The 6,036-nt window shown below is 43.8% G+C and carries 4 protein-coding genes, 1 tRNA gene and 1 riboswitch; all 5 genes read right to left on the reverse strand.

Annotation, left to right across the window (positions count from 1 at the left end):
• Positions 1–1,968 carry a phosphomethylpyrimidine synthase ThiC gene (gene thiC / locus ACOSVQ_RS12415; protein WP_491982862.1) on the reverse strand — a complete coding sequence of 656 codons (1,968 nt, stop codon included), beginning with the start codon at positions 1,966–1,968 and terminating at the stop codon, positions 1–3.
• Positions 1,969–2,077: 109 nt separating this feature from the next.
• A riboswitch (TPP riboswitch) is annotated at positions 2,078–2,176 on the reverse strand.
• Between the two features lie 52 nt (positions 2,177–2,228).
• On the reverse strand, positions 2,229–2,612 hold the full coding sequence (crcB, locus tag ACOSVQ_RS12420; protein ID WP_165312657.1) for a fluoride efflux transporter CrcB: 384 nt from the start codon (positions 2,610–2,612) through the stop codon (positions 2,229–2,231).
• A 137-nt stretch (positions 2,613–2,749) separates the two neighbouring features.
• Positions 2,750–4,126 carry a multicopper oxidase family protein gene (locus ACOSVQ_RS12425; RefSeq protein ID WP_491982863.1) on the reverse strand — a complete coding sequence of 459 codons (1,377 nt, stop codon included), beginning with the start codon at positions 4,124–4,126 and terminating at the stop codon, positions 2,750–2,752.
• Between the two features lie 95 nt (positions 4,127–4,221).
• Positions 4,222–4,881 carry a GGDEF domain-containing protein gene (locus ACOSVQ_RS12430; protein ID WP_491982864.1) on the reverse strand — a complete coding sequence of 220 codons (660 nt, stop codon included), beginning with the start codon at positions 4,879–4,881 and terminating at the stop codon, positions 4,222–4,224.
• Positions 4,882–5,853: 972 nt separating this feature from the next.
• A tRNA-Trp gene (locus ACOSVQ_RS12435) sits at positions 5,854–5,930 on the reverse strand.
• Between the last annotated feature and the right edge of the window lie 106 nt (positions 5,931–6,036).

Genomic DNA, 6,036 nt, shown 5'->3' on the forward strand with positions numbered 1-6,036 from the left:
TTACTCCTCAGTCACTACAGCGTTCTGTTTCACCGCAGGATGATATAACTCCGAACCAGACTGCAGAAACTCAGCAGACTTCTGGCGCATCCCCTCAGCTCTCTCATCAAAAAATAAGGAGTCATCAAGCATTTTGATTTCTATCGCCTGATCCGCCGCGACTTGTTCTTTGTTATTGGCATACTCCCTCACTTCTTGCGAGATCTTCATCGAACAGAACTTAGGACCACACATAGAGCAGAAATGAGCGACTTTTCCAGACTCTTGAGGAAGAGTCTCGTCGTGGAACGCACGCGCAGTTACTGGGTCGAGAGAGAGATTAAATTGGTCTTCCCAACGGAATTCGAAGCGAGCTTTTGATAGAGCATTGTCGCGAATTTGTGCACCCGGATGCCCTTTTGCTAAGTCAGCAGCGTGCGCAGCCAGCTTATAAGTGATAAGTCCGGTTTTCACATCTTCCTTATTGGGTAAACCGAGGTGCTCTTTAGGAGTCACATAGCAGAGCATAGCGCAGCCGTACCAACCAATCATTGCAGCACCGATACCTGAAGTAATATGGTCATAGCCGGGTGCAATGTCAGTAGTCAATGGTCCTAGCGTATAGAAAGGCGCTTCATGGCAGTGCTTCAGCTGTTCATCCATGTTCTCTTTAATCATGTGCATTGGCACATGCCCTGGACCTTCAATGAACACCTGAACATCGTAATCCCATGCTATTTTGCACAGCTCACCAAGGGTTCTCAGCTCAGCAAACTGGGCTTCATCATTCGCATCAGCAACCGACCCCGGACGCAAACCATCACCTAAAGATAGCGAGACGTCATACTTCGCACAGATCTCACAGATTTCACGGAAATGGGTATAAAGGAAATTTTCCTGATGATGAGCTAAGCACCATTTCGCGATGATAGAACCACCACGAGACACTATGCCCGTAACTCGCTTGGCTGTCATAGGTACGTAGCGAAGCAATAAGCCAGCGTGGATAGTGAAGTAATCAACGCCCTGCTCGGCTTGTTCAAGTAAGGTATCTCGCATCACTTCCCATGTGAGGTTCTCGGCAATACCATTTACTTTCTCTAACGCCTGATACATAGGAACAGTGCCGATCGGCACCGGACTATTACGCAGTATCCACTCGCGTGTTTCGTGAATGTTTCTACCGGTAGACAGATCCATCACCGTATCAGCACCCCAACGAGTTGCCCAAACGAGCTTTTCTACTTCTTCCTCAATAGAAGAACTTACTGATGAGTTACCGATATTGGCGTTCACTTTAACAAGAAAGTTACGACCAATAATCATAGGCTCTGCTTCAGGGTGGTTAATATTGCATGGAATAACCGCTCTACCTTCAGCCACTTCTTTGCGTACAAACTCTGACGTTATATCTTTTGGCAAGTTTGCACCAAAGCTCTGACCTGAGTGTTGTTGGTTAAGTTGTTCATCCTGATATCTACGATTGCCCATATTCTCGCGCAGGGCAATAAACTCCATTTCAGGAGTAATGATTCCCTGACGAGCATAGTGTAACTGAGTGACTCGTTTGCCCTCTTTAGCACGACGAATCGAAGGTAAGTTGCCATAACGCAACTCGTCGAGTGTATGGTCATCCAAGCGTTCTTGAGCATATTCAGAACTCATAGAGTGTAAAATCTCAGTATCGTTTCGCTCTTCAACCCAATTGGATCTTAACTTAGGCAGACCACTATAGAGGTCAATCTGATGTTCTGGATCGGTATAAACACCAGAAGTATCGTAAACAGAGATGGGCTCATTAGACTTAAAAATCGGCGAATCTTTGCTGCCGCCAACTAAGCTATCGGCTAGCGCAATTTCACGCATCGGTACTCTTAGATCAGGTCTAGAGCCAGTAACATAAGTCTTGGTTGAATTTGGGTAAGGTTGGACAGAAAGAGTTTCAATAAACTGTTTTGCTTCCAGTCTCGCTTGTTTGCGATTCGACATAGCATTTTCCTTGTATTGTTTTAGGGATAAATGCTTGGCGGAAATATGTGTCAATAAGAGATGAGTAGACAGATCTTAGGTATGGGGCTAAAAGCCGACCAATCTAGAAAGAGGGTCTTCTCTTGTTCCCTTCGCTGGTATTAACCAGATCAGGTTCAACGGATCCCGAATAAACGGTCTCAGCCTTATGGCACTCCGACAAGTGAAACGATTATAGATAAAGAAATTTAGTTAACCAAGCACAAAAATAGAGCTTTTGATCAACCTTTTATTAACCACTGGTATGCAAGCCATGCGGCTGAAATGCTAAGTAATACGTTTAGAAGAACGTTGAACCCCATCTTAACAAACGCACCTTGTTGCATCATTAACACGTTGTCCATAGAAAACGTCGAGAAGGTTGTCAACGCACCTAAGAATCCTAGACCAATAATTTGACGCCACGGGTATGGTGCTAACCATTCGTTCTCAACCGCCGCAATCAATAACCCCATAATAAAAGAGCCGACCACGTTAACGGTTAGCGTACCGTATGGAAAAGAGCGACCAAATAAAGTGATACACATTTCTGATACGAGATATCGAGAACACGCACCGATCGCACCGCCGACCGCGATAAGACCCAAAATAGAAAATTGCCCCATGAACCCTCCCAAAATCATTTTGCTTATTGTACTGACTTATTGAGCAAAAAAGAGCCGAAAATGATGAAAATAAAGATCTCAGAATAAACACATGAGCCACGATAACTCGACACTTTTAAAACGTTACAGGAGTCACTTTAGGCAACTTCTACGTATCCCATCAAGCCTGTTTTCATATGTTCAATCACATGACAGTGATACATCCATCGACCAGGGTTATCCGCAACAAATGCAGCCTTCGCTGAACCATTTTTTCCAAGTAGCACAGTATCGGTATGGAATGGTTCATCAACAGGTTTACCATCGAGTTCCAAAACCGTAAATGTATGTCCATGCAGGTGGATAGGATGATGATACTGAGTGACATTTTTTAAGTTAAAAATGTAGGTTTTACCTAACTCCAACTTCGCAAGAGGGGCTGGAATGTTATTAGCACTCATTCCTTCCCACGCACGCTTATTCATCAGCCAAAAATTGGGTACTGCATGACCATGATTGTCTGCTGGCGTGACCGCACCTTCCCACTCGAACACAAAGTCAATTGACTGTGCATTTTGTAAATCTATTTTTGGAATTGGATTAAGTGGCAGAGCAGGTATAGAAGCACCCTCACTTAATGTCGATTGCTGAGATTGAAATTCGCACATTGGGAACGGGAATTTTCCTTTCATCTGGCGTACGTAAACTGTATCCCCAGCCTTAGGAGCGATAAAAGCCACATCAACCCTCATTCCAGGTCCAATCTTATGCTGAGTAAGCTTGTATGGCGTTTTTATGGGGTTGCCGTCAATGGCGATAATCCACGCTTCGACACCTTCAACAGAAATTGGATAAGTAATCGTGTTGTCGACGTTCGCTATTCGCAATCTAACGCTGGCATTTTGCTGAATTTGATAACTAGGATTAGGCACACCATTAACTGTACCCCACTCTCCCGGAGTCCCCATCCGAGCACTGTAGCGGGGAATCATCAGATCTTTCCACTGACCACTTTTATCAAGATGCCAGTGTTTTAGCGCCAGTTCATGTTCTTCTTCGAAAGATACTGGATTAGCTTCTTCCACGACGATCAAACCAACCAACCCCATACCTAACTGCTTAACACTATTCATATGTGGGTGATACCAGAAAGTACCTGCATCTGGAGGAGTAAACTCATAGACAAAGGTTTCACCGGGCATAATCGGTTTTTGGCTAAGAAATGGAACGCCATCCATACCAATTGGGATGCGAAGCCCATGCCAATGGATTGTTGTCGGCTCATCTAACTTGTTAGTAAAACGGATTGTCACTTTCTCACCCTGACGACAACGGATCGTTGGCGCAGGTATTGAGCCGTTAAAACCTAAAACAGACGTTTCATATCCAGGAACAACCTCAGCATAAGCAGGCTCAGCGGTAAGGTCGTAAGTAAATTGATCGTGATCGCTCCTAACCAAAGAACACGCTGGTAACATGCTGGATAAACCGATAGCAGAGCTAATAGAGAGAAAACGACGACGGGTGAGATCCATTCTTGCCTCAGGTATAACAAATAAAAGAAAGAGTTAATAAAACGTATTCTCAACACAAAGTAAACAGCGTAGGTTGCTTAATAGCACACACAACACTATTTCTTCACAATGCAATTTCTGCCTTTGCGTTTGGCCAGATAGAGTGCCGAGTCAGCTTTACTAAATAAACTATGAAGAGTGTCCTTTGGCTCTACGTGACTGTAACCGACACTGATCGTAACAGGGCTAGGAAGCATTGAGGATGCTTTTGTTTCAACAGACTGACGCATCTCTTCCAACAGACGCTGAACGCTTTCAGAATCGCTTTGAGGAAGAAAAATGACGAACTCTTCGCCACCATATCGGCCTATAAGATCTTTAGGTTTAATAAATGACGCGAGAATGTTACATACAGCGACAAGAGTATTATCACCAACATCGTGACCATAAACATCGTTAACCTTTTTGAAATGGTCGATATCAACAACAGCAATGAAACCTTGAGTATCTGAACTAGATAAGGATTTAGAGATCCGCTCGTTGATATAGCGTCTATTGTATAAACCAGTCAGCTCATCACGAATTGAACGCTCATAATGCCAATCGATTTGGTTGAACAAGAACAGGGACAATAGTGAGCCGAGTAGAAAGAAAGACACAATGTTCTGAGTGATGACGACAGCTACGCGGTAATAATCAGCACTGTCGCTGATTGCTAATGCAAGGGTTGGGAAACTTGCAGCGATCATACAAACCATAGCTGAAAGAGCAAGCATCTGCTCTCCTCTACCATTTGTCTCCTTATGCTTAATACAGACCAGATAAGTTGCTAGATAAACCGAAACAAAATTTAGAAAGCCAAATTGCACTCTCAATTGGAGATAATTGGGCCAATAATGATAAGCCAGGTTCTGAATCGCGGTGTAAGCAAAAACATGTAAAAAAGCCAGCTTCCATAGCCCGCTAGTAATTGGCTTCTTATACCAGCTCAGAACACCAAATAAGAGCAGATAAGCAACGCTCATATAGCAGATATTATTGAGCAGAACGGAATAACCGAGAGGCAGCCAGGTACGAATTGCCATCGTGGCAAACGCTAATCCAAATAGTATAAAAAAAAGAAAGAAATAAGACGCTGAGCGTCGCTGGTACCCACTCAACCCACTTCGAATTTTGTACAAAAACAGACAGCCAACAACACTGCAAACAATATTGTTTAAGACACTAGCAAAGTTAATAAGATCGGAAGCGGAGTTAATCACAGTATGGCGTTCATAGAAGCAATAGTGTTGGATAGTATCATTGATACTAATGATAAAAAAGAAACCAATCTGGAGAGACTATTTCCACAATTGCCATAGGTACCGATGGTTGAAATAAAATTCTCTACGGTAGACCGAAGTATAGATACAAAAAGGCCGTAATCTTTCAATTTTGGCTTCTAGTAATGGCAAGGGTGGATAGATTAGAACTCCCAGTACGCGCTGATTTTCGGTATTGGCAGAATCCGCTGCTCTGCCAATTGGGAGATAGAAAGTGAAATTCTCAATGTTGCAGATGTAAAAAAGCCCCAGTCTTTCGACTGAGGCTTCTAATAATGGCAGGGGTGGAGAGATTCGAACTCCCAACACGCGCTGATTTTCGGTATTGGCAGAATCCGCTGCTCTGCCAATTGGGAGATAGAAAGTGAAATTGTCAATGTTGTAGATGTAAAAAAGCCCCAGTCTTTCGACTGAGGCTTCTAATAATGGCAGGGGTGGAGAGATTCGAACTCCCAACACGCGGATTTGGAATCCGCTGCTCTGCCAATTGGAGCTACACCCCTACAAAATTTCTATTCTCTAGATTTGCAAAAACCTCAGCTTTTCAGCTGAGGTTCTTTAAATAAGTGGCGGAGCGGACGGGACTCGAACCCGCGACCCCCGGCGTGA

It is taken from the genome of Vibrio sp. HM8-C (assembly GCF_058630515.1).

Coding starts and splice junctions, on each gene's coding strand:
- ACOSVQ_RS12425 (WP_491982863.1), bottom strand. CDS start 4,126: ATGGATCTCACCCGTCGTCGTTTTCTCTCTATTAGCTCTGCTATCGGT.
- thiC (WP_491982862.1), bottom strand. CDS start 1,968: ATGTCGAATCGCAAACAAGCGAGACTGGAAGCAAAACAGTTTATTGAA.
- ACOSVQ_RS12430 (WP_491982864.1), bottom strand. CDS start 4,881: ATGCTTGCTCTTTCAGCTATGGTTTGTATGATCGCTGCAAGTTTCCCA.
- crcB (WP_165312657.1), bottom strand. CDS start 2,612: ATGGGGCAATTTTCTATTTTGGGTCTTATCGCGGTCGGCGGTGCGATC.